Source organism: Metaclostridioides mangenotii, assembly GCF_018917235.1.
In the GTDB taxonomy this organism is placed as follows: domain Bacteria; phylum Bacillota; class Clostridia; order Peptostreptococcales; family Peptostreptococcaceae; genus Metaclostridioides.
Map to the genome: position 1 here is coordinate 25,563 of NZ_JAHLOF010000009.1, position 24,953 is coordinate 50,515.

General features: G+C 28.0%; 26 protein-coding genes and 1 other annotated feature. Of the genes, 9 read left to right on the forward strand and 17 right to left on the reverse strand.

Annotated features, from left to right (window positions below; genetic code table 11):
• Positions 1-782: 782 nt before the first annotated feature.
• The 3 genes from KQI18_RS12030 to KQI18_RS12040 form a co-directional block, all read right to left on the reverse strand.
• Entirely contained in the window at positions 783-2,528 is a 1,746-nt protein-coding gene (locus tag KQI18_RS12030) for a DNA polymerase domain-containing protein (RefSeq protein ID WP_236887762.1), read from the reverse strand.
• A gap of 1,083 nt (positions 2,529-3,611) precedes the next feature.
• Positions 3,612-4,787 carry a hypothetical protein gene (locus KQI18_RS12035; RefSeq protein ID WP_216468193.1) on the reverse strand — a complete coding sequence of 392 codons (1,176 nt, stop codon included), beginning with the start codon at positions 4,785-4,787 and terminating at the stop codon, positions 3,612-3,614.
• 317 nt (positions 4,788-5,104) lie between these two features.
• Positions 5,105-6,526 (reverse strand): PIN-like domain-containing protein, encoded by a 1,422-nt coding sequence (locus KQI18_RS12040; protein WP_216468194.1) that lies wholly within the window; start codon positions 6,524-6,526, stop codon positions 5,105-5,107.
• A 673-nt stretch (positions 6,527-7,199) separates the two neighbouring features.
• Here KQI18_RS12040 and arsD point away from each other — a divergent pair.
• The 5 genes from arsD (at position 7,200) to KQI18_RS12065 (ending at position 11,537) form a co-directional block, all read left to right on the forward strand.
• Complete coding sequence (gene arsD / locus KQI18_RS12045) at positions 7,200-7,562, forward strand: arsenite efflux transporter metallochaperone ArsD (RefSeq protein WP_216468195.1); 363 nt, start codon at positions 7,200-7,202, stop codon at positions 7,560-7,562.
• A gap of 70 nt (positions 7,563-7,632) precedes the next feature.
• Positions 7,633-9,384, forward strand: coding sequence for an arsenical pump-driving ATPase (gene arsA / locus KQI18_RS12050; protein WP_216468196.1), 1,752 nt, complete (start codon positions 7,633-7,635; stop codon positions 9,382-9,384).
• 146 nt (positions 9,385-9,530) lie between these two features.
• Entirely contained in the window at positions 9,531-9,866 is a 336-nt protein-coding gene (locus tag KQI18_RS12055; protein WP_216468197.1) for an ArsR/SmtB family transcription factor, read from the forward strand.
• A gap of 201 nt (positions 9,867-10,067) precedes the next feature.
• Positions 10,068-11,123: an ACR3 family arsenite efflux transporter gene (arsB, locus tag KQI18_RS12060; RefSeq protein ID WP_216468198.1), complete on the forward strand. Its 1,056-nt coding sequence runs from the start codon at positions 10,068-10,070 to the stop codon at positions 11,121-11,123.
• A gap of 3 nt (positions 11,124-11,126) precedes the next feature.
• Positions 11,127-11,537 carry an arsenate reductase ArsC gene (locus KQI18_RS12065; protein ID WP_216468199.1) on the forward strand — a complete coding sequence of 137 codons (411 nt, stop codon included), beginning with the start codon at positions 11,127-11,129 and terminating at the stop codon, positions 11,535-11,537.
• A 143-nt stretch (positions 11,538-11,680) separates the two neighbouring features.
• On the opposite strand, the gene KQI18_RS12070 is transcribed toward KQI18_RS12065, so the two are convergent.
• From KQI18_RS12070 to KQI18_RS12125, 12 genes are all read right to left on the reverse strand, one after another.
• A complete protein-coding gene (locus tag KQI18_RS12070) occupies positions 11,681-12,673 on the reverse strand; it encodes a sulfurtransferase (protein ID WP_216468200.1) in 993 nt (330 codons plus the stop codon).
• A 286-nt stretch (positions 12,674-12,959) separates the two neighbouring features.
• Entirely contained in the window at positions 12,960-13,313 is a 354-nt protein-coding gene (locus KQI18_RS12075; RefSeq protein ID WP_216468201.1) for an RNA polymerase sigma factor, read from the reverse strand.
• A gap of 119 nt (positions 13,314-13,432) precedes the next feature.
• Positions 13,433-14,239 (reverse strand): hypothetical protein, encoded by an 807-nt coding sequence (locus KQI18_RS12080; protein ID WP_216468202.1) that lies wholly within the window; start codon positions 14,237-14,239, stop codon positions 13,433-13,435.
• A gap of 357 nt (positions 14,240-14,596) precedes the next feature.
• Positions 14,597-15,406, reverse strand: coding sequence for a hypothetical protein (locus tag KQI18_RS12085; protein WP_216468203.1), 810 nt, complete (start codon positions 15,404-15,406; stop codon positions 14,597-14,599).
• A 153-nt stretch (positions 15,407-15,559) separates the two neighbouring features.
• Complete coding sequence (locus tag KQI18_RS12090; RefSeq protein ID WP_216468204.1) at positions 15,560-15,733, reverse strand: hypothetical protein; 174 nt, start codon at positions 15,731-15,733, stop codon at positions 15,560-15,562.
• Positions 15,734-15,908: 175 nt separating this feature from the next.
• Positions 15,909-16,184, reverse strand: a complete 276-nt coding sequence (locus KQI18_RS12095; protein WP_216468205.1) for a hypothetical protein — start codon at positions 16,182-16,184, stop codon at positions 15,909-15,911.
• A 22-nt stretch (positions 16,185-16,206) separates the two neighbouring features.
• Positions 16,207-16,404, reverse strand: a complete 198-nt coding sequence (locus KQI18_RS12100) for a hypothetical protein (protein ID WP_216468206.1) — start codon at positions 16,402-16,404, stop codon at positions 16,207-16,209.
• Positions 16,405-16,424: 20 nt separating this feature from the next.
• Positions 16,425-17,768, reverse strand: coding sequence for a DnaB-like helicase N-terminal domain-containing protein (locus KQI18_RS12105; protein WP_216468207.1), 1,344 nt, complete (start codon positions 17,766-17,768; stop codon positions 16,425-16,427).
• A 157-nt stretch (positions 17,769-17,925) separates the two neighbouring features.
• Positions 17,926-18,732 (reverse strand): hypothetical protein, encoded by an 807-nt coding sequence (locus tag KQI18_RS12110; RefSeq protein WP_216468208.1) that lies wholly within the window; start codon positions 18,730-18,732, stop codon positions 17,926-17,928.
• Between the two features lie 14 nt (positions 18,733-18,746).
• Entirely contained in the window at positions 18,747-18,887 is a 141-nt protein-coding gene (locus tag KQI18_RS12115; RefSeq protein ID WP_216468209.1) for a hypothetical protein, read from the reverse strand.
• A gap of 11 nt (positions 18,888-18,898) precedes the next feature.
• A complete protein-coding gene (locus KQI18_RS12120; protein WP_216468210.1) occupies positions 18,899-19,207 on the reverse strand; it encodes a helix-turn-helix domain-containing protein in 309 nt (102 codons plus the stop codon).
• Positions 19,208-19,209: 2 nt separating this feature from the next.
• Positions 19,210-19,422 carry a helix-turn-helix domain-containing protein gene (locus KQI18_RS12125; RefSeq protein WP_216468211.1) on the reverse strand — a complete coding sequence of 71 codons (213 nt, stop codon included), beginning with the start codon at positions 19,420-19,422 and terminating at the stop codon, positions 19,210-19,212.
• Between the two features lie 150 nt (positions 19,423-19,572).
• Between KQI18_RS12125 and KQI18_RS12130 the strand changes: the two genes are divergently transcribed.
• From KQI18_RS12130 to KQI18_RS12145, 4 genes are all read left to right on the forward strand, one after another.
• Positions 19,573-20,190, forward strand: a complete 618-nt coding sequence (locus tag KQI18_RS12130) for a helix-turn-helix domain-containing protein (RefSeq protein WP_216468212.1) — start codon at positions 19,573-19,575, stop codon at positions 20,188-20,190.
• Between the two features lie 259 nt (positions 20,191-20,449).
• On the forward strand, positions 20,450-20,674 hold the full coding sequence (locus tag KQI18_RS12135) for a hypothetical protein (protein ID WP_216468213.1): 225 nt from the start codon (positions 20,450-20,452) through the stop codon (positions 20,672-20,674).
• A 90-nt stretch (positions 20,675-20,764) separates the two neighbouring features.
• Complete coding sequence (locus KQI18_RS12140) at positions 20,765-21,466, forward strand: Fic family protein (RefSeq protein ID WP_216468214.1); 702 nt, start codon at positions 20,765-20,767, stop codon at positions 21,464-21,466.
• Between the two features lie 17 nt (positions 21,467-21,483).
• A complete protein-coding gene (locus KQI18_RS12145; RefSeq protein WP_216468215.1) occupies positions 21,484-22,653 on the forward strand; it encodes a tyrosine-type recombinase/integrase in 1,170 nt (389 codons plus the stop codon).
• A 145-nt stretch (positions 22,654-22,798) separates the two neighbouring features.
• Here the strand turns inward: KQI18_RS12145 and serS are convergent, their stop codons facing one another.
• Both serS and KQI18_RS12155 read right to left on the reverse strand, forming a co-directional pair.
• Entirely contained in the window at positions 22,799-24,082 is a 1,284-nt protein-coding gene (serS, locus tag KQI18_RS12150; protein WP_216468216.1) for a serine--tRNA ligase, read from the reverse strand.
• Positions 24,083-24,150: 68 nt separating this feature from the next.
• Positions 24,151-24,350, reverse strand: a binding site (T-box leader).
• Between the two features lie 143 nt (positions 24,351-24,493).
• Complete coding sequence (locus tag KQI18_RS12155; protein ID WP_216468217.1) at positions 24,494-24,859, reverse strand: VOC family protein; 366 nt, start codon at positions 24,857-24,859, stop codon at positions 24,494-24,496.
• Positions 24,860-24,953: the final 94 nt, after the last annotated feature.

Genomic DNA, 24,953 nt, shown 5'->3' on the forward strand with positions numbered 1-24,953 from the left:
TTTTTTCACTTATTTATTTATATGGTTAACTTATATAAAAACGTTAAATTCATTAATATATAAAATTTAACTAAAAATATCCTCACATTACAACGAATCTAAAAAGTCTGATATGAAAATCAAAATTCAGCTTGTTTACTACAATTGGAGGTGTTTTTTAAATTCATTTATTATAACTATTCTTGTAATTTAATAAAAAGTTATGTCGTAAGTATGCAGAACTTTTATATCCTATTCTAAAAATATCAGTTAATAATTTTTATTATCTCTAAAATAATGTCAAAATTATATCATAACATTATAATATTGTGATATATTCTACAAACTTATATGGTATGTATCTAATATAAATTGATGACTAATGTCTCAAGCGATATATAGGTACTATTTATAGAACTAATATTCGGTAGGGATATGACATCCGATTACAGAGAATAATAATTCCCCTTAAAATAGTATCTTGGGATAATGAAGATTTATATAGAAGTTCTTTAACTTCATCTAAGATAGGTGACTACTCTCCCCTTATTGCGTATATAAATAGCTTAGATTACCATTAAGGGTGACGATAAAGGTTGGAGAGCTTCATGTTTACAGAATATTCTACTGAAGGTAAACCTATAAGAAAACAGTTTTACGGGTAAACTCACTTTTATTTGAAAATGATGCTCCCCCTAAAACTGTACAAGCTTTAATGCTATAGAAGAATGTTAAGTTTAAAATAGCTTCTGTAAAATAATTTTTAATAAATTTATTTTACAGGTAGCTTTAATTTTTTAATTTTATAAATCAAATAAAGTTATCTCTGGCTCAGGTGCAAAGTCTTCTAATCTTTTCTTAGCTAAATTAATATACCAATACTTATCTAGTTTAGAAGGTATTTTCATATCTACTATATTATCATTTACTATAAATACCCTATCTGGTGTATTACCTATTTTCTCAGGACTTTTAAAATCATCTTTAACCTCCATTATACAAGGATCATTTGCTAATTTACTTGCAAATACCCTTATTACTTTTAAGTTTATCTTCTCTTGTCCGTATAAAGCATATTTATAAGCACCAGTTATTTTAACGCACTTTTGAAAATCTATTAGATTATTACAATTTAATATAGTATCTTCTATGCTTACGTTATTAATTAGATATTCTTTTAATGCTTTATTAACTACAGGCAAATCATTATCCAATAAACTTAACGTTTTAACATAAGCTCCCTTACTTTTTACTTTTTTATCAGCTTGTATAATTATATAATTATTAACATCTTTTTGAATAACTTTTTCTATCATATCATGGTCTAAGTCCATTTTTGTTCTCTCACACCAATCTTCACAAATCTTTAGATATTTATCAACATCTTCTTTACTATTGAATCTAAACATAACACCATCTGTATTGCCCTGTATAAGCTCTGCTTTATCTTTAAACTCAAGTTCGACTTTTTCAATTAAATCAAGTAATAATAATTGACCGTTTACACATATTGCATTTCCAACTTGAGGATCGTATAAATAATTTTTTCTATCCTTCGATGCTCCAAAAACTGAGTTTAATACTATTTTTAATGGATATTCTTTAGGATCTTTATTTTTTTTAAATTCAATTCTAGTATCTTTTATTTGTTTATATTTTTTAGGTTCTGATACATTCCTACTTAGTAAATTGTAGTTAATTATTATTGATGGATAAAATGAGCTTACATCACTATTTATAATAAAACCTTCTTTTATATATTGTTTTCTTGCAGAATGAAGCCCTCCCCATCCGAAGTCTGTTTCTAGATTATATACATTTGTTTTTATACCTTTTTTATAATCTCTGTTATTAAAGTCTTCATACCACTTTTTTACATAGTCATATTTACTAAGCTCTAGTGTATTTATTATATTAAAATCAAATTCATCATTTCTTTCGAAATTTGGTCTTTTAGCTCCCAATATTGAACTACTTAGTTGAGCTTTTGATTTATTAAAAAATCTTTCTTCTAAGTTAAAGTAGTTTATCAACGCTTCTTGAGCTTCATATTCATGTTTTAATTCATTAAAAACCTTTAATGTTATCCTAACATCGTGCAGGCAATAACTTACTAACTCTTCTATTTCTTCTTTATCTGGATAAGTTTCAAGGTCAAAAGATACACTACTTTCTACTATACTTTCTCCCATAAATAACTCTAGCTCTTTAAGACTTTTAGATCCATCTCCTAATTCAAAGAAGAATAACTCCTGGTTATTTAAAGATCTATCTATTTGCCATCCTGAAAGTTTTTCTTTTATAATTTTATCTGATACCATACAAGGGTTTAGATTTGCAAGTAAAGCCTTCATAATCCATTGGTCGTATCCTCTTATATTGTATCCTAGCCATATACTATTTCTATTTTTATTAAACACTCTTAAAAATTCATTTCTATCATTAACTATAGTATGTTCTAATCCACTTTTTACATCTTTCATACAGCACATCCAGAAGTTAGCATTTGATAGAACTTCAAAGTCTATTACAATTAGCCTTTTATTCATAATGCACATCCTTTTATATTTTCTTATTTGCTTATAATATAATAATAACCCATAGTATTAGTTATTAACTAGGGGGTGCTTTTTATATTTTAAGTTTTCGTAATTTAATACATCACTTACAATGTCTTTATAAAAATCACGCTCGTGACACACTAAAATCAAACACTTTATATTCTTTTAATGCTTTTTATCTATATATGTATATCGTTTCTTTTTAAACACTTCAAACAGGTGTATTTCTACCTTATTTTCATTACTAAAAGCTAGTGTTTTATTTTGCATAAAGTTTAGGATTTGGTCCCTATTTTTACCCATGAGAGTAAAATGAAATTCATCTTTATACCACTTATCTTCATATAGCCCTTTCGTCTCATTTGATATTAACACAAGAGTATTAGTGGAATTTTATTTTCTCATACCACCCTGTCCTCTGCATCCAAAAGTCTTCATTATATCATCATTCTGTTAAACATCTCCTTGTGATATACCAAATCTATTTTTCATGGGTTATTCTCCTGTCCACTTTATATTTTTTTATGTAGCTTCTTTACTACTAGTCATATTCAGTTAATTATATTTACAATTTTCAAACACATCAATAACTTTCATTATAACCTTTTTCCCGTTTTTATAATCATCAGAATTCTCATACAAGGGCAGTGTTAAAATTTCGATCAATACAGCTAATTTATACTTTAGGATTGTCATTAAGTTGCTTATACATTTTCTTTTAGTTTGAAGTACAGTATGTTTAAACTATAAAAAAGACCCTCAACTAATTATTAGCTGAAGGTCTTTTTTATTTTATTTTAATGAAGTTCTCGCTGGTTGTGTTATAGTTGTATTTAAAAACACCATACACAACAAACCTCTATATCTCAATATTTATAAACTACTTCTTAGTTATCTCAGTCATTCCACCCATGAATATTAAATAGATTTTATGAAAATCCCAATAGATTTATTTTATTGAAATTCCAATATATATATATCTTTTCATAGTATAATTTTTCAATTTATAAACCAAAACTTATATATAGAGGGGGGATGAAGGGGGGATTATAAATATGATATAATACAACTTTATTTTTCCTGTGTGAGATTAATTTCTAAGTAATCTATTAATAGTGACAATGTTGAATCCATATTTATATAAAATTCTATTAAATTGTTTAACAGATATTCTCCTATTTCTCTTTCTTGACTATAAAACCTATACCTATTTTTCCAATTTTCTGGGTTGCCTTCTTCATCTACATCCCAAATATATGCTAGCATATACTCTATAGGTTTATAATTTACGACATGAGTATTATACCCATAAAATATAAAACTCTGATCTAATAAAAATGAATTATGTACTATTTTATTTCTCGCTAATATTAAATCATTATAAAATTTATGATTAATAATAAAACTAGATTCATATTTATGATAACTGCTTAATTTTTCTTTATACCTTTTGATATTATTAAAATATAAATTTCCACTTTTAAATTTAATTATTTTTGAGAAATCACTTGGAAAATTTACAATTTCGCATGTAAGCTTAGAAACTAAGTCTAATGTTGAACATATTTGAATTATTGTATTCATATACATAGATATTATATATCTTGTTTCATGTGAGTAATACCTATTCTCAAAATAGTTTTCGTTTTTCTGATCCTCAAAAACAAGAATTTCTTTGTTCTTAATTATATTATTTACTAAAAGCTCATTAGTTCTAACATTAGCGTCTATCAAATATATATATGACATATTTACAAACTCTTGCATGCTACTTACTATAGAATTTAAATCACTACAATATAATATCCTATTTATTCCTTCATTAGATATCGTTCCACATTCATTTTCATATAAGTATAATTCCTGAAATTTTTTTTGAGAAATAAAACAATCAGATGAGATTCCTCCTGAATTTAAAAAAATCGGTCTTAAATACCTAAGTGTTTCATAATTATCTGTATATATAATATTCTCTATCCGATCGTACAATGTTATAAATTTACTTTCAATTTTATATAATAAACTTTTAACATCAATTATATCTCTTTTATGTATAATTTGAAATTCATATCCGTTAGAAGCTTTATGCTTACATCCAAGTAATCTAATTTTATATTCAGACTCCAACTTTATTAAATCATTTGCTTTATATTCATAATCCGTCGCTATATCTTGATAAGATGATAGCAAATGAATCTTTCCATTTTTTAATTCACCACAAATTCCCTTTGTAAATAATATATCCATAATTACCTCCCTGTAATTTTTTTGCTTTTATTGTAAATGTAAATATACTCTTATAAATCTAAACCCTAATTTATAGCAGAATTTTTTTATATTAATAATTTAATAAAATAATTAATGCGGTTTTATGAGGTTATTATATAATTAAAAACTCAGTTTATCTCAGGTAAGTTTATATTTATATGTCATAGTTGTCTTGGAGTACTCAAATAATTTTTAATTATTATTTTTTTATTTAACATATCAAGCATTTCATAAACTGTTGTATTGTAAATCAATGTTGAAGTTCTAAATGTTTGTCTATATTAGATATGTATTTATTAATCGTCAGGATCACACTCATTGCAAAATCCATTCACACCATCGTTCTCAAATGTAATTTCTCTTCCACAAATAGGACAAACATTTACACCTTGGTAATCATCTTCATAAGATATCCAGGGTTTAGAATCTATTACATTTAAATGGACTCCAACAATATTTGCTTGATCAAATGAATTATCTTCAGTAATATCTATAAAATTATCAATTTCCCTTATCACCTCTACTTCAATTAGTCCTTCAAATTTATGTATATTTACAGGAGATAGAATTACATCTTTAGTATCTTCATCTCTTCCCAGATACTCCCTTGATTCTCCATCCAGCTTAACATTGTATTTAAAAATATATTCAATTATATTTGAATCTGTGTTTACAAGTTCAGATGAAATAAAATCATATTCTAAACTATCTTCACAGATTTCTATTTCGGTATCGCTAAAGTACTCTGTTTCATCTTCTGAAAAAAATGAGTTACCAGAAAATATTAAATTTTCGAATATATAATCAAATACACTATCACTTATAGCATTTGAATAATCATCAATTGTCCAATTAAGAGCTAATTCTACAGACTCTGTTTTCTTAATTGCATAATGATCGGCAATGCTATTAAACAACTCATTTGACTTAAGACCAATTATATCTTGCTTAGTATTTTTCTTAAACTCCTGTATTAGTTTACTATGAAATGTTAAATCATTATTGCTTGATTTTCTTTCCCACCAATCAACTTTAATATCATCTGTAATAAAAATAATGTTCTTTTTATGTTCTAATGAAAATTTCATAATTTCTTTCCAAATTATCAAATCACTATATTTTCTTATCCCATCTTTATTCTTTGCATCTTTAAATCCTGGTGGAATATCTTTTTTATATCTTTCCTCTCCTTCATCACATATATCATAAATCCATTTTAGGTCTGGTTTATCCATAACTTGTTCATTTTCTATTATTGAATTAATTAATTTATATACCATATCATCTTCTGATAAATATTTATTAATAAATTCCAAATCACTATGTTCATGTAAATAGTCGACAAAGTAACCTCTCATTTCCTCTATTCTATCTGTTATATTCTCTCTTAGATTACTTATATCAGGAAATTGCATTTTTTCTAATTCATTTATTTTGTTCATTATCTTAACTTCAAAACTATCTATTGTTTCAATAGATTTTTTATCATATTCTTTCATTCGATTTTTTCGTCTTTTAAAGCCACCATGATAATTATTGTGGTATTCTACATTAACAGTATATGGAATTTTAACAAATGGTTTAATTTTATCTAAACATTCTAAGCAAAAAGATGAAAATTCAGGTGAATAATCATATAATCTCATAAATATATTCGTATCTAAAACAACTATATAATTGTTATCTTTAGTGAGCTTCTCAATATTTATATTTCTCAATAATTTACCTACTTTCTGTAATTTTATTAATAAAAAAGGAAATGCCACTAGCCATTATTTTATTTTCCTTATTCTCTCGATACTATATCTATCAAATATTTGGTACGTATGAAAACTATTAAAACTCCTTTTTCTCCTTACAATAATCTAATTTGTAATTATATATAATGTTTGACTAAAAACATTATAATCCTTCTTTATTAGACAAATTTATTAATTATCTCTGCTGTTGCTTTTATATTGTTATATTTTCAGGTTTTCTCATGTTATAACAAATCATATAATGTATGAATCGCAATAAAAAAGTACTCCATAGTTGTTTTGAGTACTCCATTGGTTATTTAGTAATACTTAAATGTTTCATTTTATTGTTATAATTTGTTAGTTAATAAAGCTACCTTTAAAATATAACATTGTAATCAAAGGATATAAAGAACCATTTAAAAATAAATCATCATAAGTACATCTATAAGTACATGTGTTACTAATTCTTCTCTGCTTTTATATAAACAATAAATATAGCTCTTTTCTATACCTGAATAATCATAATAGTTTTTCTCTATTTATTAAAAACATATTGACACTTATCTATATGTTTCATATAATAATCACATAGATAGTTATCTATATGTTTTATAATGCTTAATAAATATATTTTTAGGAGGTAATATGTATGAAAAAAATAGAGATTTATGATCCAGCTATGTGCTGTTCAACAGGTGTTTGTGGTCCAAGTGTAGATACTGAACTTTTAAGAGTGGCTACTGTTGTAGATAGCTTAAAAAAACATGGTGCAGATATAACTAGATTTAATTTATCTAGTGAACCTCAAGCTTTTATTTCAAACATAGCTGTAAATAACTTACTTAAAGAAGATAATGATATTCTTCCAATAACTATGGTCGATGGTCAAATAGTTAAAACTAAGTCACATTTAACAAATGAAGAATTCACCAAATATACAGGAATAATTATAGCTGAAGTAAATACAACTGAAAATAATAGTTGTTGTGATGGAGAAAGTGGGTGTCGTTAAGGATCATCTAGATTCATAAAACATGCCCAAAATATTAGTTATGACTACAAATGAAAGGTGATGAACACTTATGCAAAATCAATTCAATGTTGATAAATTAAATTTAACAAAATATCTGTTTTTTACTGGTAAAGGTGGTGTTGGTAAAACTTCAGTTGCATGTGCTACATCAGTAACGCTAGCAGATGCAGGCAATAAAGTGTTGCTTATTAGTACTGATCCAGCATCTAACCTACAAGATGTATTTAAAACCGATTTAAATAATAAAGCCACAAGAATTAAAGAAATAGAAAATTTATCTGTAGTAAACCTAAACCCTGAAGAAGCTGCAAGAGAATACAGAAACTCTGTAATTGGACCATATAAAGGCCAGCTTCCAGATGCAGTAATCGAAAATATGGAAGAACAATTATCAGGTTCTTGTACTGTAGAAATTGCAGCATTTAATGAGTTTACAAATTATTTAGCAGATGAAGATGTAAAAAATAATTATGATTTTATAATATTTGATACAGCTCCAACAGGTCACACTCTTAGAATGCTTCAATTGCCTTCAGCATGGAGTAATTTTATAAGTGAAAGTACTCATGGTGCATCTTGTTTAGGTCAGCTTTCTGGACTAGAAGATAAAAAGGAAGTATACAAAGATGCAGTTAACACTCTAGCAAATGGAGATTTGACTACTCTAGTACTTGTTGCAAGACCAGAAAAAGCTACGCTACTTGAAGCAGAGAGAGCTTCCGAAGAGTTAAAAGATCTAGGTGTAAATAACCAAATCTTAGTTGTAAATGGTATTATGGAAAATATTCAAATGAATGATGAAATATCATTAGAACTATACAATAAGCAACAGGTGGCTTTAAGTAACATACCTAATGGAATTAAGGATATGACTAATTACACTGTTCCACTTCGTTCATATAATGTATCTGGAATTGAGAGCATTCGAATGATGCTAAAAGAAGATAATCCCATCATTGTAAATGATACTTTAGATAATGAAAATTCACCTTTAATAAATGATATTATCGATGATTTCTATAACACTGACAAAAAAGTTATATTTACAATGGGTAAAGGTGGTGTTGGTAAAACAACTATAGCTTCAGCCATAGCTTTAGGATTAGCTAAAAAAGGAGCAAAAGTTCACCTTACTACAACTGATCCAGCGAACCACATCAAATATGTAATGAATGAACATGAAAATATCACTATAAGTGAAATAAATGAAAAGGAAGAGCTGAAGAAATACCAAGATGAAGTAATTTCAAAAGCATCAGAAACTATGAGTGGTGATGATTTAGAATATATAAAAGAAGATTTACGTTCACCATGTACTCAAGAAATAGCTGTGTTTAGAGCATTTGCAGAAGTTGTTGAAAAAGCTGATGATGAAATAGTAGTTATAGATACAGCCCCTACAGGTCACACTCTTCTTCTATTAGATTCTACGCAAAGTTATCATAAAGAAGTTGAGAGAACTCAAGGAGATATACCAGAGTCAGTTAAAAGACTCCTACCAAGACTTAGAGATGAGAAAGAAACAGAAGTAGTTATAGTTACACTTCCAGAGGCAACACCAGTGTTTGAGGCTCAAAGATTAAATGAAGATCTAAAAAGAGCTGATATTCACTCGAAGTGGTGGGTTATAAATCAAAGTATGTTAATGTCAGGAACTAAATCGCCTCTTTTACAAGCAAAGGCTAATAGTGAAATAAAATGGATAAATGAAGTAAATAAAATATCTTCATCTAATTATGCTGTAATAAAATGGCTACCAAAGGAGGTAAATGATAAAACTTTACTAGAGATAATATCTTAAAATTAGAAAAATAAACAATAAATTTATATTTAGTATCATTTATTCATGAAATTAGATATAAATTTCAATTATATTGATAAATATAAATATATTACTTATAATTTAATTAGGAAAAATATAAATTTAAATAATTATGGGGTGACTATATGAACTATTCTTATGCAGAATATGCTTTATTATTTAAAGCTCTATCAGACGAGACAAGACTTAGAATTTTAAATATGTTGTCAGGGAATGAATTATGTGCTTGTAGTATCTTAGAAGAAGTAAATATTACGCAGCCTACACTCTCCTATCATATGAAAATATTAAGTGAGTGTGGTCTTGTAAATGCTCGTAAAGACGGTTCCTGGATGAAGTATACTTTGCAAAATAACAAAATTCTAAATCTAAATGAATTTTTATTAGAAGTAAATGAAGTTAAAGAAAATTCATTTAAAGATGTTGAAAGATGCAATTCAACTGACAATTTAGATAAATAATACTATAATTTGTTCAAAAATATTATTATTAAAATTGTGTATAGAATTATTTATGTGATATCAGGACCTGTTTATTAAACAGTTCTTGGTATTATATAATTTATATCCTATAATATGAATTAAATTTTATCTTATTTCCAAATATTAAATTATGAAATTATTAAAAATAAATAATAAAAATATTTAAATTTGGAGGTAAATATGAATAATGACAATAGATCTAGTGGTATTGGATTTTTTCAAAAGTATTTAACTATTTGGGTTCTTATATGTATGGCCATTGGTATATTAATAGGAAAATTTATTCCATCTATACCGCATTTTCTAAATAAATTTGAATATGCACAAGTCTCTATTCCTATAGCTATTCTAATTTGGCTTATGATCTACCCTATGATGATGAAGGTAGATTTTAAAAGTATAAAAAATGTAGGTAAAAAACCAAAAGGACTTTTTGTAACATGGGTTACAAATTGGTTAATAAAACCTTTTACAATGTATGCAATAGCCTCATTCTTTTTTTATATAGTATTTAAAAATATAATACCAACTGAACTTGCAAAGGATTATCTTGCAGGAGCAGTTTTACTTGGTGCAGCTCCATGTACAGCTATGGTATTTGTATGGAGCCATCTAACTAAAGGTGATCCTGCATACACTGTTGTTCAGGTTGCTACAAATGACTTAATAATACTTATTGCATTTGCACCAATTGTAGCATTCTTACTAGGTGTAAGTGATATTACAGTTCCTATGAATACATTATTACTTTCTGTTGTTTTATTTGTGGTAATACCATTGATTGGTGGTATTTTAACTAGAATTTTAGTAGTAAATTCAAAAGGTGAAGACTATTTTAATAGTGTATTTATTAAGAAATTTGATAATGTTACCACTATCGGGCTTCTTTTAACTTTAATTTTAATATTCTCATTCCAAGGAGATATTATTGTAAATAATCCTGTTCATATTATACTTATTGCTGTACCACTTACAATTCAAACTTTCTTGATATTCGCAATTGCATATACAGCTTGTAAAATATTAAATTTACCTTATAATGTAGCTGCGCCAGCTGGTATGATAGGTGCATCTAACTTTTTTGAACTATCAGTTGCAGTTGCTATATCATTGTTTGGTGCATCATCACCAGTTGCATTAGCTACTATAGTTGGCGTTCTAACTGAAGTACCTGTTATGTTATTCCTTGTTAAAATTGCAAACAGCACTCAAAATTGGTTCATAAAGGAGTCTTAGAAAATGGATAAAAAACCAACAGTGGCATTTATATGCGTTCATAATTCATGTAGAAGCCAAATAGCTGAGGCAATAGCTAAAATTTATGCAAAAGATATTTTTATACCTTATTCAGGCGGAACAGAAATTAAATCAGAAATAAATAAAGATGCAGTTAAAGTAATTAAGGACTTATATGATATTGATATGAATAAGTCACAAAGAAATAAGTTAGTATCAGATTTACCTGATATTGATATTGTAATAACCATGGGTTGTAATGTAAATTGTCCTTGGTTACCTTGTAAATATAGAGAAGATTGGGGATTAGATGATCCCACAGGAAAGCCTATTGAGGAATTTTATAAAACTGCAGATATAATAAAAGATAAAGTACTGGATTTAAATACAAGAATACATGATTTGTTAAAATAAGATAAATTTTCTAAATAAAATAGTGTTGATGTTTAATAAAATAAACATTAACACTATTTTTTAGTTATTATCTAATTAATAGAAACCTTTCTTAATACTAATAATAATTTTTTATCTTTTAATATAAATCAATGAAAATTATATTATTTAACAACTTCATTTGACTCATCAGCAGCCCATTCATAGAAAGATGAATCATAATTTCTTACTTTTTCATATCCTGCATTTTTTAATGCTAGAGCCATATGAGCAGATCTTATACCGCCAGTGCAATAAGTAATTATTTTATCATCTTTCTTTAATCCTGCATTATCCATTATTTTTCCGATTTCATCAGTAGTTTTTAAAGTACCGTCTTCGTTATAAAGTTGATTAAATGTTATATTTATAGCATTTGGCAAGTGGCCACCCCTAGCTTCTCCAAATTTAGTAGCACCTTCATATTCATCTTTTTCTCTAGTATCGATTATTTTTAAACCATCGTATTCTTTCTTTAAATCATCAGTTGTAATATTAATATCTGGAGTTATTTCATCTATCTTAAGTTCAGCTTTTTTAATCTCTGGTACATCTTTATTTGTTTCTTTTTTCTCTGATGACCATAAATCAAATCCACCATTAAGCATTCTTGAATCTATTCCAGCTCTTTTTAAAGACCATACTACTCTACCATCTTCACCCCAAGCATCTTTATTAGCATAAACAACAACTTGACTATCTTTTGATACTCCTAGATCACCAAGAATTTTAGATAAAGCTTCTGCATCTTGAAGTGTTCCCCAATCTTTGTCTCCAGCTTTGCCGTCCATTTTTGCTAGTGCTTGCCAAGTTATATTTATAGCTCCTGGGATATGTCCCTTAGCATAATCTTTGTCACTTCTTGCATCTACAATTATTAAATTTTTATTATCTTTCATATTCTTTTCTAACCAACTTATACTAGTTAAGTATTCATTATTATCGTATGTATAATCATCTTTTGTTGAGGCTATTTTTGTATCAGTTGACTCGGTCTGTTGTACTTTTTCTTCTTTTGTTTTTTCAGTTTCATTATTATTAGAACATCCAACTATTGATATTCCAAGTGCAGCTATAACTAATAATAAGGTAATTTTTTTTCTTGATTTAAGTTTCATGCTAACTCCTCCTAAATAATATAATATAGTAGTAATTATAACAAAATATTACAGAATTTTTATAAAATACTATCATTATATTTTCCTATGCAAAACCTTATATAAATAGCTTTTATCTATGTATTGAAAATATTTATTTTTATATATAATATAAATTGTTTTTACTTCATTATTCCTGATGATTATGATTCTCTAGATATTCTCTCATTAGCTCGTGTTTCAGTATCAGCATGTATAAATTATACCTATAATACCTTTATCAAGTTTCTTTACATTGGCCATAATATTAATTTAAACTATCCCTTTCTATATTTTCACCAAATAAAGCCTGTACAATTATATTTATAACCTCTTTATTTCTATTGTAAGCGGTTCTTATGCTACAACCTATATTCTCACTTGTCAATTGCCAGTCTAAGCCATCTAGGTATCTTAGTTTAATCAATTCCCTTTGAATAGGATTCAACATGCTCATAGCCTTATCTAGTTTATATACTAATCTTTTAGTACCTTCAATATCGTTATAGCTAATATTAAGTACATTCTTTCCTGATGTATTATTAATAAATAACTTTAATTCCCTGTAGTGCTTCAATATATCAATTGCAAACTTCTCATATTCCTTATTTAAATAATCCATATTATCTTTCATCTCCCTCGCGCGCATGATAAAATAAAGATAATATGTTTAACAATGCCCCCTCCCCGTTGCTAGGTTCCCCAAAATAAGTCGCATTTAATTGAGGGAGGGGGTCTATACTACTTCACTATTTCTAATTTTGGTTTGCTAAGTCTTTCTAGATGGTTCATAACATCATTTACAGTCCAACTATTATAATCACAAGCTAGTGTCATAAAGCTTACAGCTATATCAGACATAAAAGAATCCATCTGAACATTAATTATAAAGTCTATCCCACTATCACCAGTAAATTCAGTGTCCAATCCATATTCATTTACATATTCTATGCTACTAAAATAGTCTTTCACTTGCCACTTATAACCTTCATAGTACTTTTGTATAGGAAACACTCTTAAAAGCTCTCTCGGAGTATATCCATCAAGTAAATTTATTATTAAAGATGATAAGCTATAGCTACAAACAAAACTTTCCATCTTGTTATGATCATGCCCTATATCATCAATATTTGAATATAACATGCAAGCGGTTACTAATCTGTTCATGTAATCATAATCACTCTTAAAAGAATATTTACATATTAGTTTTAAGACTAATAAAGCTTTAAGGTTATCACCTTTCAAATTACATACCATTTTAATGCAATGCCATGTAAGATAACTAACCCTACTATCAACAAATATCAAGTCAAGTATTCTTGATATAGTATCCTTCTTATTTCTATATGTAAAGTATTCAATACCGCTCTTATCAGTAATTGATTCTAGCTTCCTTTCAATCCTATCTAAATCCATATATAAAGGTTCTAGTAAGTTCTTTAACTTTACTTTTGATACTTCACTTCCTAAATCTATATATTCTTGCAGCTTCTTACATTTAGCAATTAGTACTACATCAGTATAAAAATTTCCATACCCTTCTCTCATATATATCTCCTTTCTTCGTACGAAATTAGTACGCACAAATTAATATGTCTAGTTTTGTCTAGTTAGTAAATAAATAAGTAAGGTTTTGTAAGGTTTGTTCCAATAATTTTCCATTCAAAACGTAAGTAATTGTAAGGTTTTTATTAAAAAATGTTCCGTAATAGATGTTAAGGTTTGCTAAGGTTATTTTGATTATATATAGCATTATATATCTAAATTTAAGTGAGGTTTTGTGAGGTTTTTCATTTCAACCTCAACTCAATTGAATAAATAATATATAGTTTTTATGTTAGGTTTTGTTAGGTTATTTAAATTATGATAACCTTGTATTATTATGAAAACTCAATCTTGCATTATCTAAAATTTTAATAACTTGTCCTTTAGATTATTAATAATAGACATAGTTTCAGTACTTCCACCTTTATCAGGGTGGTGCTTGTGTGATAATAACTTGAAAGCTTCTTTTAGTAATTTCTTTTCATTATCATTGTAGTTACTTGAATCATTTATCTTGTAACTACTTGAACTATAGTTATAATTATCCTTAAAGTTTTCATATGCATTTTTATAACTGTTTCTTTGATATTCTTTTCTCTTCTCGAATTCCCTTTTTATCCTATCCAATTCATCTTTGTTTCTAAGTTCTCCAAAGATATCATAACAAAGGTCATATTCATCAGAGTTGTATTTTTCTTTAAATTCATTCTCAATTCTATTATGTAATTCAATTGTTTTTCTTTGTTCTAATACTGCTTTGTATTCGTCTGTTTTATGATATTCCGTAGTTATCCTATCAATAAGCGGATCAAGTTTGTTATAGATAATCTCATACAATTCATCTTCTGTTACTCCCATTTCTTCAATCTTTTTATCCATATCGTTTTTATATGTAGGAAGTTCAAAGCCATATTCAATCAACATATAATGCTCTAATGTATCTATATGCCATTGTCTTTTCTTGACAACTCCATTATCCCTATAGCTTTCATGTATAGATATTTTATAAGCTTTTTTAATTGGTCTATCAAAGCATTCTGAACTTTTCCTATAGGTATACTTTTTTATATACTTGCCATTTATTGTCCAGTCCCATGTATAGACTTCTAAACGCTTACTATTTCCTTTACTTACTTTCTTTAGCCCTACTTCTTGAATTACACAGTACATAATCTAACCTTCTTTCTTTATATGTAGTTGATAGATTTATTTTTATTGTAACTACGGTTTAAATATAAAGTGGTTACAGAATTTCATTTTACAGTAACCACTTTAAATATTCTTATCATCCCTTTTTAGGGTGTCTGATTTGTCGAGATAGAATTAAGCATAGATCCTCATACTTAACTGACATACAATCGCTAGATCATGAAAAATATCTTCATCAACACCTAATTTTTCAAGTTTTTCCGATAATTTATTTCGTGCCTCTACATATTTATCAAGAGTATTTCTATCTCCCGAAAATCCATATTCATCTTGTTTTCTTTTACACATGTTTAAATCCCCCATTATAATTTATTTTTCATACACACATTTTCCAACAATTTATATATGTAAATCTTGAATTATTTTCGTTTATAAACTATAATCAACTTGCGAATGTTGGATTATAATTTATAATTCATAACTAGAATTGGTATTTGTTTTTTTCATAATTCAAATACCTTTTTTAGTTCCATGAAAATATCACCTGTATTTTAGCAAAATATATAACTATTGATTTATCCATTTCTTTTATTTCTTTTATATCTTTAATATGTACATCTAACCTTAAACCATTAACCCCTATTAACTCTATATTAGAATTATCACCTATATAAGCATTTTGTAAGGTTTCAGCGGTTGTAAGGTATAAATTATCAAGTCTTATATTTACAACTGTCTTTACCGATTCTAATCGGTATATTTTAGTTATAATCTCATTGATGTTTAATATATTAATCACCCCATTCACTTACTCCGACCTATCAAATTGAATCAACTGGATTTAATATTAAATATAGTTCGTTCGCTTTAACTATCAGTTCTAATAAAGCTTTATATTGTTTTGATTCCTCTACAATTTCTATTGCATCATCGCTAAGGTTGCTAAAGTATTCTTCTGAATTATCAATCCTATATACAACTGCGTTATATTTTTGTCTTATCTGTTCCAAATATTCCAAATCCAAACCTCCTATTATATTTAAAATGGTGAGCTTATTTCTGCTTGTACAAACTTCTTGTTTAGATCATATCCATAGTCTTTTATTAACTCGGAGCCATCTGTATAGAACCTTTTACGATCTATATTAAAATGCATACTGATTCCTTTATTCATTACGCTTCCCCATCTGTTCTTTAACAACAATAACTTTGAAGTATCTCCTTCATCCTTAGCTCTTTCAATTCTTAAAATAGTATCTGCGACGTTAGCTATAGCACTACTTCCTAAAATATCAAACATAGTTGGTTTAGCACCTTCCATTGTTTTCTTTGGATGCCCTACAAGCACAATTGCAATTCCATATTTTTTAGCTAATTCTTTTAAATTTAAAACAAGTTTTCTTTGTTCCTCATATTGGTCACCACTACTGTCAGGATGTATAACCATTAAGTTATCTAAAACAAATAGTCGAACATCTTTTTTCATGTATAAATCCTCTATGACTGTTACAAGATTGCGTTCGCTAGCAACAATGTCATTGCTATATATAAATAGATTGTCTTCAAGCCACTCACTTATTAGCTCATAACCATATTGTGAAACTTCTTTATATTTAGTACCTTGCATGTTCTCTTTATCCGTTAAATGGTAGTCATTTGATACAGTTCTTGCTATCCATTTTATAAGGCTATTTGGCTCTAATTCTCCGCTAAATAAAAAACTTTTATTTCCTTCGCTTAAAGCATTAGAAATAACTTGATTTAACAAAGTACTTTTTCCACTTCCTGGTATTCCAGTTAGTACAGTTAATGAACCATATTTTAGTCCTCCACACAACCAGTCATCTAGTTTATTAAAACCAGTTTGCATATAGCTATTACTATCATCTGTGTATTTTATATCAGATATTTTTACAAGCATATCCTCAATACTTTTTCCGTTTTTTATAACACTTTTTAAGTTTATTAAATCACTAGAAATTTCTAAGTCACCTTTATTCAATTTATCGACTATTTTTTCAATAACATCTACGCCTTTTCTTTGAACACACTTGCTTTTGACTATATCTATGTAAGCTTCAATATTTGCAGTGCGTTGAACTATTGTTGTTAAACTAGTCAAATAGTTTAATCCTCCTATAAACTTAAGTAAATCACTATCTTTTAAACATGCTGATAATGTCAATATATCAATTGGTTTTCTGCTAGAATATAGTTTACACATAGCTTTAAAAATCTCTTGATGTTGCTTGTGAAAAAATTCCTCTTCTTTCAATGTTTTTGTAGCCATACTTACGCAATCATTATTTAAAATCATTGCTCCCAGTACACATTGTTCAGCTTCCGTGTTATACAAATTGTTTCTCTGTTCTGATTTGTTCATTTTTTATTAATCCACCTTTCATTTATTTATTAAACGCCATTTTAAGCGTTCTTAATTGATTAATCGAGCATTTATTCGTAAAAGCTATTCAAACATTTAACAACTATATTTATTTCAATATTTTATATATTTTCTTTTTATAGGTTGTCCGACAATTTTAAAAACTAAAATCTCCATTTTCGTCTAACTTATAAATATCTGTACTTTGAACTTGGGTAATATTAGGCTTAACGGTTTTATCATCATACATTTTAACTATTAGCTGATCATATTGCTTTCTTAGCTTTTGAGGACTAAGTATATTCTTGTACCAAAAACTATCATTCTGTGACCATTTAATTAAATTTTTAATTTCTTGAACCTCTCTTTTGTCCACCCTAATCATAAGGTCAAACTGTTTACTCCAAGTCTGAAAGTTTGGTTCTTTTGCTTTAGGATTATTTTTTCTTATAAGGTCAAAGAGATACTTACTTAGTCGAAACTCGTTAGAAGTTTCTACGAATAGATTATTCTTCTTTTCATTCTTTACATTCTTGTTCTGTTGTCTGCTTATTGTCTTCTTTACGTCTTCCTTATTGTCTATCTTGTTGTCATTTTTTTCTTCTGATTGATATAACGTCCAATTTACAATAGTTATAAGTGTACCCTCTTGTTGTCCTCCTTGTGGTCTTTCTTGTAGGCAAAAATCTACTTTTTCGAAAAAGTACAAAGCCTTATAAACAACGTCTCTTGTTATTCCTTTTCCACATTTTTTTGATAAATTATCAATCGAAGTTAAAAACTGACCTGACTTAATTTTGAGCTTTTTACCACTTTTCAAAATGATTTCTTTATCCTTGTGATTTGCCAATAAAAGCATTGTTATCATAATCACCTTTCTATTAGAATTACATGCTTCCCAAAGAGAATCATTCAATAACTTTCTATAAACTTTTACCCATCCCAAATCCTTCTCTATGTACAACTATCACCACCTACTTAGCTATGTCTATTACTTTTGATTTGACAACTTTCTACTTCTTTCAACACTCTTCTAAATTTATGTAAATCATTAAAATTTAAACTGTATGATCCTTTATCGCATAAAGCTTTAAATATGTAAAAATCTTTCATTTTCATGAAATCACTCCCTAAATTTTTAATCCTGTATTGTTTTCAAAGAACTCATTTAATTTTGACTTTATTATTAAAATTTTTCTCTCCCCTACTCTTACGACAGGAAAGTTTGGATTTCCATTAGCCAACCCTCGTATTCGTTGTTCAGATATACCTGTTAATTGGCTAGCTTCTTTCACAGATATTAATTTTTCAGGATCTGTACTTGTTTCTACAACTCTATAGCCTTGCTTCTTATCAATTTCATCTTGTTGCTTTTGCACAAGTACATTAAGTGCATTTTGTACTGATTTTAATAATTCTAAAGTATCTTTATCGCTCATATTTATTCCTCCTCACTTATTATTAAGTCCTCTGCTTTTAGGTCAAGAGCTTTAGCCATTTTAAAAATTGTTTCTTGCCTATTTGTCGAACCTCTTTTAACAACCCTAGATACAGTAACTTTACCTAGGTCACTCATCTCAGCAAGCTTGTTCATTGAATATCCTTTGTTTAACATTGCTAGCTTTAATACTTTTAAATCTAACTCATAATTCATAACTTCACTCCTTACCGATATTTTAAATATCTATTAATTCGATTATATATATTTATAATATCCTTGTCAATTATTTATATTAAAAAAGGATATTTATAATATCTTTTTTAATGACTTTATAGTACAATTAATGTTAAAGTAGGTGATAATATGGATGTTAAAAATGAAAAAATTTTATCAATAGGAAAGAATATAAAATATTATAGAAAAGAATTAGGCATAACCCAGAAAGAGCTAGCAGAAAGAATAGGTAAATCAACTATAACAGTACGAAAATATGAATCAGATGACATTATTGTTCCAATAGATGTTCTTTATAAAATAGCTAAAGCATTAGAAACTCCTCCTATTTTATTTATGAATAATGAAATAGGAGGTGATGAATCAGAATATAAGAGCGAGAGAAGTTTAGCTGATTATCCAGGATTTAATGAACATATTCAAGAATTACAAAAAAATAAAGATCAATTTATTACTTTCGTAACAGGAAATAAAGCTACCCAGGAAACCATATCTAAGTATATTTTTAATAAAGGTTTAAGTGAGGATTATTTACTAAAAAATGTAGATGATGATGATAAAGAGATAATTTCTGTATTATATGATAGAGATATAATACAGAATATAAACTCACTTATTTTAAACCCTCACATTGAAGTATCTTATATAAGGAATTTAAACGATATAGATAATCTACCTAAGGAAGCTCTAGATGAAATAAATGAATATATAGAGTTTATAAAACATAAATTTCAAGCCAAAGAATAATAGTTCTTTTTAGGGGCTCAGATTACTCAGGTTAATGTCAATGTAGTTACTTATAATAATTATTAAGTATCTACACTATGTAATATTCATAGCAGTTACTAATCTATAATGAACAATTCGTATTTCGTACGAATCGTGTTTAAACTCGTAGTTACTTATTATATTTATATAGTACCTACATAGGAAATATAAAGTGTTTATATTATGAACTAACCTACTCATAGTTGATAAGTTAAACAGGCATTATTGGAGGAAGAATATGAAGGCTAAAAGTTTTGTTATAAAGATTAATAAATACGTTTTAATTACTATTCTTTACTTAATATTCGGATTTAGAAATATAGAAAGTTTTGCTATTCTAACTGTTATAGTTGTCTCTAGTCTTCTTTTTGGAAACGACGATCCAAAGAGCGATGTGTATGGCGGTGATTCAGATTGTGGCCATCACAACTGCGGTCATCATGGAGATGGTTGCGATCATTAAGCTTTGTATAAAGGAGAATAAGATATGAGTAGTAAGGTAAATAATAGAGGATCAATGAGAATATGTTTTAAATAAACGTGGGGTGATTAAATGAATGATAAATTTTTTGATAGATTAATAGAAACAAGAGATTTGAAAAATGCTTTGTACAGCATCTTAAAACACAACTTCCTGTATCATTCAAATAAAATTGAAGGAAGTACATTTTCAACTGAAGCTTTAGCTCTATTAATAGATAAAAATATAGTTGAGGGAAAGCATACACTAGATGATGTTCAAGAGACTGTAAATTCTAGTTATGCCTTTGATACAATTATTGATACTTTAGGACAAGGAATAAGTCATCGCTTCATAAAAAACTTACATTCAAGCCTATTTTTCAATACTACACTACACTCAAGAGGATTTTCTGGGATATATAAAACTATTCCTAATATGATCCTTGGAACAGATATTAAATTAGCTCAACCATTTGAAGTCGAACCGCTACTTGATGAATTATTTGAATGGTACTATAACCTTGATAAAGTGACATTAGAGAATGTATCTGAGTTCCATTATAGATTTGAACGTATACACCCATTTCAGGATGGTAACGGACGTATAGGAAGATTCTTAATGCTTAAACAAATGCTAGAGAATAATCTACCGCTTAAAATAGTATCTTGGGATAATGAGGATTTATATAGAAGTTCTTTAGCTTCATCTAAAATAGGTGACTACTCTCCCCTAATTGCATATATAAATAACTTGGATGATTTTAAAGAAGCGTATAAGGAGTATTGGATATAAAAGCGAGGTGATAACTTATGGCCAAACGTGCAAACGGAGAAGGTTCTATCGGTAAATATAAAAATGGATGGCGCTCAAAAATTAATATTGGGTATGATGAGGATGGAAAAGTAATCCGAAAAGAATTCTATGGTAAGACTCAAAAAGAAGTTAAAGAAAAGTTAGATGAGTTTAGAAAGAATAATCTTTTAGACTACAATATCGATAATGATAAGCTTACTCTAGCTCAATGGTTTTATATATGGTTATGGGAATTTAAGAAAAGAGAAATAAAACCTAACACTTTTGATAGTTATCATAATGTATATAAAAACTATATAGATAATAACGCTATAGGTAATATCGAATTAAAGAAATTTAGAAACACTCACCTACAGAAGTATTATAATAATCTATATGATAATGGTTTAAACGTAAGTACTATAAAGCATATCAATAAAAGACTTAAAACTTGTTTAAATGAAGCTTATAAGCAAGGATATATAGATCGCAACTATTGTTCTATGGTTACACTACCTAAGGATATAAGTAAGGAACAACGCAAGACTGAAGTATTAACACTTGAACAGCAACAAAGGTTTATAGACGCTATAAAAGGTCATAAACTAGAAATGTTATTCTTAGTAGCTATAAGTACAGGGTTAAGACGAGGTGAATTATTAGGACTTAAATGGTCTGATATAGACTTTGATAATTGCTCGTTGACTGTTCATAGAACATTACAGAAAGTTCCCATGTATGAGACAAATGGAAATAAGATTTATACTATAGTAGAACATGAGCCTAAGACAGATAATTCAATTAGAACTATCCCGCTACCTAATGATATTCTAATAAGATTAAGGGAATATAAAAAAGAACAAAATACTAAGATATTAAAAATGGGCGAATTATATCAAAAGAATGATTATGTATTTGCTGATGATCTTGGCCAACCAATTAATCATCAAAGGCCTAAAGATAATTTAAGAGCGGTATTAAAAAAGCTTGATATTGAACCCATTAAATTTCATGGTCTAAGGAAGACTTATGCTACAAGGTTATTTGAAAATGACGTTCCTCCTAAAACTGTACAGGCCCTTATGGGTCATAGCGATATAAGTATTACTATGAATATATATACTGAGGTTATGGAAGAAAAGAAATATGAAGCGGTAAATACATTAAATAACATATTTAGATTATAAATAAGACCCTCAACTTAATTAGCTGAAGGTCTATTTTTTTATATTTTTATATATGTTTTTATTCTAGAGGGGGTATAAAGGGGGTATTTACATCTTAAACAGATATGTTCCCAGCTCCATATCCTCCATATTTCAATAGTCGATCCTACTTCTTAGTAATTTCAGTCATTCCACCCATGTATGGTTGAAGAGCTTTAGGTATCTTTATAGTACCTTCAGCAGTTAAATTATTTTCTAAAAATGCGATAAGCATTCTAGGAGGGGCAACAACTGTATTGTTTAAAGTATGTGCAAAATATTTACCATTTTCACCGTTTACACGTATTTTTAATCTACGAGCTTGAGCATCACCTAAGTTTGAACAGCTTCCGACTTCAAAGTATTTTTGTTGTCTTGGTGACCAAGCTTCGACATCAACAGATTTTACCTTAAGATCTGCTAGGTCTCCTGAGCAACACTCAAGTGTTCTAACAGGTATGTCTAAAGTTCTAAAGAAATCTACTGTATTTTGCCATAATTTATCGTACCACATTGGACTCTCTTTAGGCTCACATACTACTATCATCTCTTGTTTTTCGAATTGATGTATTCTGTAAACTCCTCTTTCTTCAATTCCGTGAGCTCCTTTTTCTTTTCTGAAACATGGAGAATAACTTGTAAGTGTTTGTGGTAAAGTGTCCTCAGGAAGTATTGTGTCAATAAATTTACCTATCATTGAATGTTCACTTGTTCCTATTAGATAAAGGTCTTCTCCTTCTATCTTGTACATCATAGCATCCATCTCTGCAAAACTCATAACCCCTGTAACAACCTCACTTCTTATCATAAATGGTGGAATACAATAAGTAAATCCACGGTTTATCATAAAGTCTCTTGCATAAGAAGTAACAGCTGAGTGTAGTCTAGCGATATCTCCCATTAAATAATAAAATCCGCTACCAGCAACTTTTCTAGCACTGTCTAAGTCAATACCATTAAACATTTCCATTATATCTGTGTGATATGGAACTTCGAACTCTGGAACAATAGGTTCACCAAAACGTTCAACTTCAACATTTTCACTATCATCTTTACCGATTGGAACACTATCGTCTATAATGTTTGGAATAGTCATCATGATAGTTTTGATTTTTTCTTGAAGCTCGCCTTCTTTTGCTTCTAAATCAGCCAATTTTCCTGAAGCTTCTGTAACTTTTTTCTTCATTTCTTCTGCTTCATCTTTTTTACCTTGTGCCATTAAGCCACCGATCTCTTTAGAAATTCTGTTTCTATCAGCTCTTAAGTCATCAGCTTGAGGTTTTATATCTCTTAGCTCTAAATCTAAAGCTATTACCTCATCGACTAAAGCAAGTTTGTTTTCTTGAAATTTTTTCTTAATGTTTTTCTTAACAATGTCAGGATTTTCTCTTACAAATCTTAAATCTAACATATTTTATCCTCCTTAAAAAAATAATTATTATATTATAATATCAAAAAAACCCTCCGCCCCATGTATAAACATGGGACGGAAGGTTCCGCGTTGCCACCCAAATTGTAAACTAAAATAGTTTACCTCTCGAAAAGTAATATAAAGGATACTAACCTTCAGCTTTCACTGACAGCTCCAAAAGTGGATGGATTTATCCTTTCACCGATTCTCACCAACCATCGGCTCTCTGAAGAAATCTATAAATCGTAGCTTTTATCATCACTGGTTCTTCTAATTATATATTATTAACCGCTTGTATTCAAGCATTTTAGGGAAATGTTATCATAATTTTCCAATTTCTAAATATATATAATTTTTTAATATATTATAAAAGATTATGGCCAATTTATTAAAAAATATAACTAATATACATTATTTTTTATCAACGAGTTGAATTTCATAACCATTTGGATCTTTTATAAAGAAGAAACTTACATCTGGATTAGGAGAAATTGGGCCCCTAATTACATCAATATTCTTTTTATTCATAATATCGAGAGCACTTTCTTGTGATTCAACAAAAAATCCAATAGTCGTATCTTCACTAGGCTTTACACTTGTATAATTCCTATTATAAACAAGTTCTATTTTAGGTTCGTCTTTCTCCCCTAACATAGCAAACTCCGTTCCATCAGGTGTATCAAAGCGCTCTGAAATTTTAAGCCCTATTACTTCATTATAAAACTTTAAAGATTCTTCCATATTATTTACATTTATTGTTACCCAACATAAATTCATTATTAATCCCCCTTTTTTGTGTATTTTTTATATTAACTCTTATAATCTAAATATAATTTAGATTATTTAATTTAGTAAAATAATTTTTATCATT

Bases quoted from the DNA above. Each gene is read 5' to 3' on its own strand.
- arsB (WP_216468198.1), top strand. From the start codon at position 10,068: ATGAATAATGACAATAGATCTAGTGGTATTGGATTTTTTCAAAAGTAT.
- KQI18_RS12065 (WP_216468199.1), top strand. From the start codon at position 11,127: ATGGATAAAAAACCAACAGTGGCATTTATATGCGTTCATAATTCATGT.
- KQI18_RS12105 (WP_216468207.1), bottom strand. From the start codon at position 17,768: ATGAACAAATCAGAACAGAGAAACAATTTGTATAACACGGAAGCTGAA.
- KQI18_RS12120 (WP_216468210.1), bottom strand. From the start codon at position 19,207: ATGAGCGATAAAGATACTTTAGAATTATTAAAATCAGTACAAAATGCA.
- KQI18_RS12115 (WP_216468209.1), bottom strand. From the start codon at position 18,887: ATGAAAATGAAAGATTTTTACATATTTAAAGCTTTATGCGATAAAGGA.
- arsA (WP_216468196.1), top strand. From the start codon at position 7,633: ATGCAAAATCAATTCAATGTTGATAAATTAAATTTAACAAAATATCTG.
- serS (WP_216468216.1), bottom strand. From the start codon at position 24,082: ATGTTAGATTTAAGATTTGTAAGAGAAAATCCTGACATTGTTAAGAAA.
- KQI18_RS12030 (WP_236887762.1), bottom strand. From the start codon at position 2,528: ATGAATAAAAGGCTAATTGTAATAGACTTTGAAGTTCTATCAAATGCT.
- arsD (WP_216468195.1), top strand. From the start codon at position 7,200: ATGAAAAAAATAGAGATTTATGATCCAGCTATGTGCTGTTCAACAGGT.
- KQI18_RS12035 (WP_216468193.1), bottom strand. From the start codon at position 4,787: ATGGATATATTATTTACAAAGGGAATTTGTGGTGAATTAAAAAATGGA.
- KQI18_RS12080 (WP_216468202.1), bottom strand. From the start codon at position 14,239: ATGAGAGAAGGGTATGGAAATTTTTATACTGATGTAGTACTAATTGCT.
- KQI18_RS12130 (WP_216468212.1), top strand. From the start codon at position 19,573: ATGGATGTTAAAAATGAAAAAATTTTATCAATAGGAAAGAATATAAAA.
- KQI18_RS12075 (WP_216468201.1), bottom strand. From the start codon at position 13,313: ATGGATTATTTAAATAAGGAATATGAGAAGTTTGCAATTGATATATTG.
- KQI18_RS12145 (WP_216468215.1), top strand. From the start codon at position 21,484: ATGGCCAAACGTGCAAACGGAGAAGGTTCTATCGGTAAATATAAAAAT.
- KQI18_RS12140 (WP_216468214.1), top strand. From the start codon at position 20,765: ATGAATGATAAATTTTTTGATAGATTAATAGAAACAAGAGATTTGAAA.
- KQI18_RS12090 (WP_216468204.1), bottom strand. From the start codon at position 15,733: ATGTGTAAAAGAAAACAAGATGAATATGGATTTTCGGGAGATAGAAAT.
- KQI18_RS12155 (WP_216468217.1), bottom strand. From the start codon at position 24,859: ATGAATTTATGTTGGGTAACAATAAATGTAAATAATATGGAAGAATCT.
- KQI18_RS12085 (WP_216468203.1), bottom strand. From the start codon at position 15,406: ATGTACTGTGTAATTCAAGAAGTAGGGCTAAAGAAAGTAAGTAAAGGA.
- KQI18_RS12055 (WP_216468197.1), top strand. From the start codon at position 9,531: ATGAACTATTCTTATGCAGAATATGCTTTATTATTTAAAGCTCTATCA.
- KQI18_RS12135 (WP_216468213.1), top strand. From the start codon at position 20,450: ATGAAGGCTAAAAGTTTTGTTATAAAGATTAATAAATACGTTTTAATT.
- KQI18_RS12125 (WP_216468211.1), bottom strand. From the start codon at position 19,422: ATGAATTATGAGTTAGATTTAAAAGTATTAAAGCTAGCAATGTTAAAC.
- KQI18_RS12070 (WP_216468200.1), bottom strand. From the start codon at position 12,673: ATGAAACTTAAATCAAGAAAAAAAATTACCTTATTATTAGTTATAGCT.